The sequence below is a fragment of the Brevibacillus borstelensis genome (genome assembly GCF_003710865.1).
GTDB lineage: Bacteria > Bacillota > Bacilli > Brevibacillales > Brevibacillaceae > Brevibacillus > Brevibacillus borstelensis.
Genome location: NZ_RHHO01000058.1, coordinates 1 through 1,860 on the forward strand (window position 1 = coordinate 1; position 1,860 = coordinate 1,860).

The 1,860-nt window shown below is 42.5% G+C and carries 3 protein-coding genes; 1 reads left to right on the top strand and 2 read right to left on the bottom strand.

Annotated features, from left to right (window positions below):
• Positions 1–97 (top strand): SH3 domain-containing protein (locus tag EDM54_RS27440; RefSeq protein ID WP_375371928.1); only part of this gene is annotated, 97 nt, incomplete at its 5' end.
• Between the two features lie 143 nt (positions 98–240).
• On the opposite strand, the gene EDM54_RS23730 is transcribed toward EDM54_RS27440, so the two are convergent.
• Together EDM54_RS23730 and EDM54_RS26800 are read right to left on the bottom strand one after the other, a co-directional pair.
• Positions 241–1,571, bottom strand: a protein-coding gene (locus EDM54_RS23730; protein WP_122958896.1) for an IS1182 family transposase whose coding sequence is annotated in 2 segments (ribosomal slippage) — positions 241–1,031 and positions 1,031–1,571 — 1,332 coding nt in all. Because the reading frame shifts where the segments join, the coding sequence is not laid out codon by codon here.
• Between the two features lie 76 nt (positions 1,572–1,647).
• The coding region (locus tag EDM54_RS26800) for a hypothetical protein (protein ID WP_221175482.1) at positions 1,648–1,860 on the bottom strand (213 nt) is incomplete at its 5' end.

Here is a 1,860-nt window from a genome sequence, read left to right on the forward strand (position 1 = left end):
TCCCGCGAACGGGTCGGTCACGATTCTCACGGAAGCGGATGGCTGGTACCAGGTGTCGTTTGAAGGGAAAAAAGGGTGGATCAACACGGTTCCGTAGGGACGCCTTCTTGCTTGGCATGGAAGAACGCAGAGATTATTCTGCGTTCAGGCTGTCGAGAAACCCCACAATATGTTGGAGTTTCTTCTTTCATAACAATAAAATTGAGCACGAAGTGCTGGAAGTCTTAGATAGCACCACACCTAACATGCCTTTGCAAGGTGGAGTGCTATCTTTTTTATATTTTGAACGGTTGCTGTCAGCAACGCTTGCTCTTGGACATTTTCACGTCCGCGCAACCTACAATAGCGAAGTCCATGCAGTTCTTTGGCATCTGCAAAACTTCGCTCTATCGTTTGGTATCTCAACCTGTATAGGTATTTTCCTGACTTACTTAAGCGGTTCTGTCGAACCCATTCTTTACTCTCTTCCCATACATGCCTGGTTATCACCTTTTGGTGATTTTTTGACCGTGTACACATAGTGAGCATCGGACATGCCTTACATATTTCTTTATTTGACTTATACATTCTGTATCCGTTACGGTCAGTTGTCGAATAAGCAAGCTCATGTTTTTGGGGGCAAATATAGACATTCTTTTCGGGATCATATTTAAACCGCCATTTGGCGATAAGGCCTTTAACAGGTGAAAAAGCTCGATGGCCAATGACGGCAAAGATATTTAGATCGTGCAGAGCCTTGCAGATTGGAGTAGTTAAATAGCCAGCATCCAATGCAACGGCTTCAATGGTATCTGTAAACCCAAACTTCTCAATTTGGTGTTGTAGCCGATCTACATAAGGAACAGAATCATGAACGTTACCCGCAGTCACGTGTACATCAGTTATGATATTGTACTTATGATCGACTGTCCGATGATCGAGATAGAAAAAGCCTTCAGGCTTTCCGTCACGAACCATGTAACCACTGTCCGGATCAGTAGTACTCACCTTGATTTCCTTTTCTTCCTTCACATCCTCTCTAGGCTTCAATCCTTTTTTCCGTGTGCTTCACGGTCTTCATTAATGGCTGCTTCTAAATCACTAAGGTAGGCTCGACTAGATTTTTCAATAACATGCTTCTTAAATTTACGTTTGTTCGCATTTGCTTTCAGATGAGTGGAATCACTTATCAAAACACGTCCGCCAACCATGCGATGTTGGATAGCAAGGCGAACGATTTCATCAAAAATCTCTTGGAAAACATTTGTGTTTTTAAAACGAGTTCGACGATTCCAACTGATGGTAGTGTGGTCTGGAACTCGATCTGTTAGTGAAAGGCCAAGAAACCAGCGGTAAGCGATATTCGTCTGAATTTCCTTTTCGAGTTGTCTTTCTGACCGGATACCGTAAAGGTATCCAATGAAAATCATTTTAAATAAAACCACCGGATCAATGGCTGGTCTACCGTTATCTTCACAATAGTATTGGCGTACTTTTTCTCGGATGAAAGAGAAGTCTACATGCTTTTGAATAACTCGTAGCAAATGGTCCTCCGGGACCAACTCATCAAGGCATACAAATTCATATTGCATTTGTTGCTTTTTTTCATTAGAGGAAAGCACAATAATCACCCGCCAGTAAATGTAATTACAAGAATATTATAACACATTAACGCGGTGTCGTCATAAAATACAGGGAAATAAAAATGGCTGTCGACTTTCTCGACAGCCTGAAGACGCTTGAAAAAGCGTCTTTACGTGTATTGGCACCTTGCCAAGCGTATTGCTTACCGACAAAGACAGTACTGTCGGGAATGCTTGTAATGTTTGGATATACGAATGGCAACAAGGTCACTTCCCGCACACGGGTCGCATGAACCAA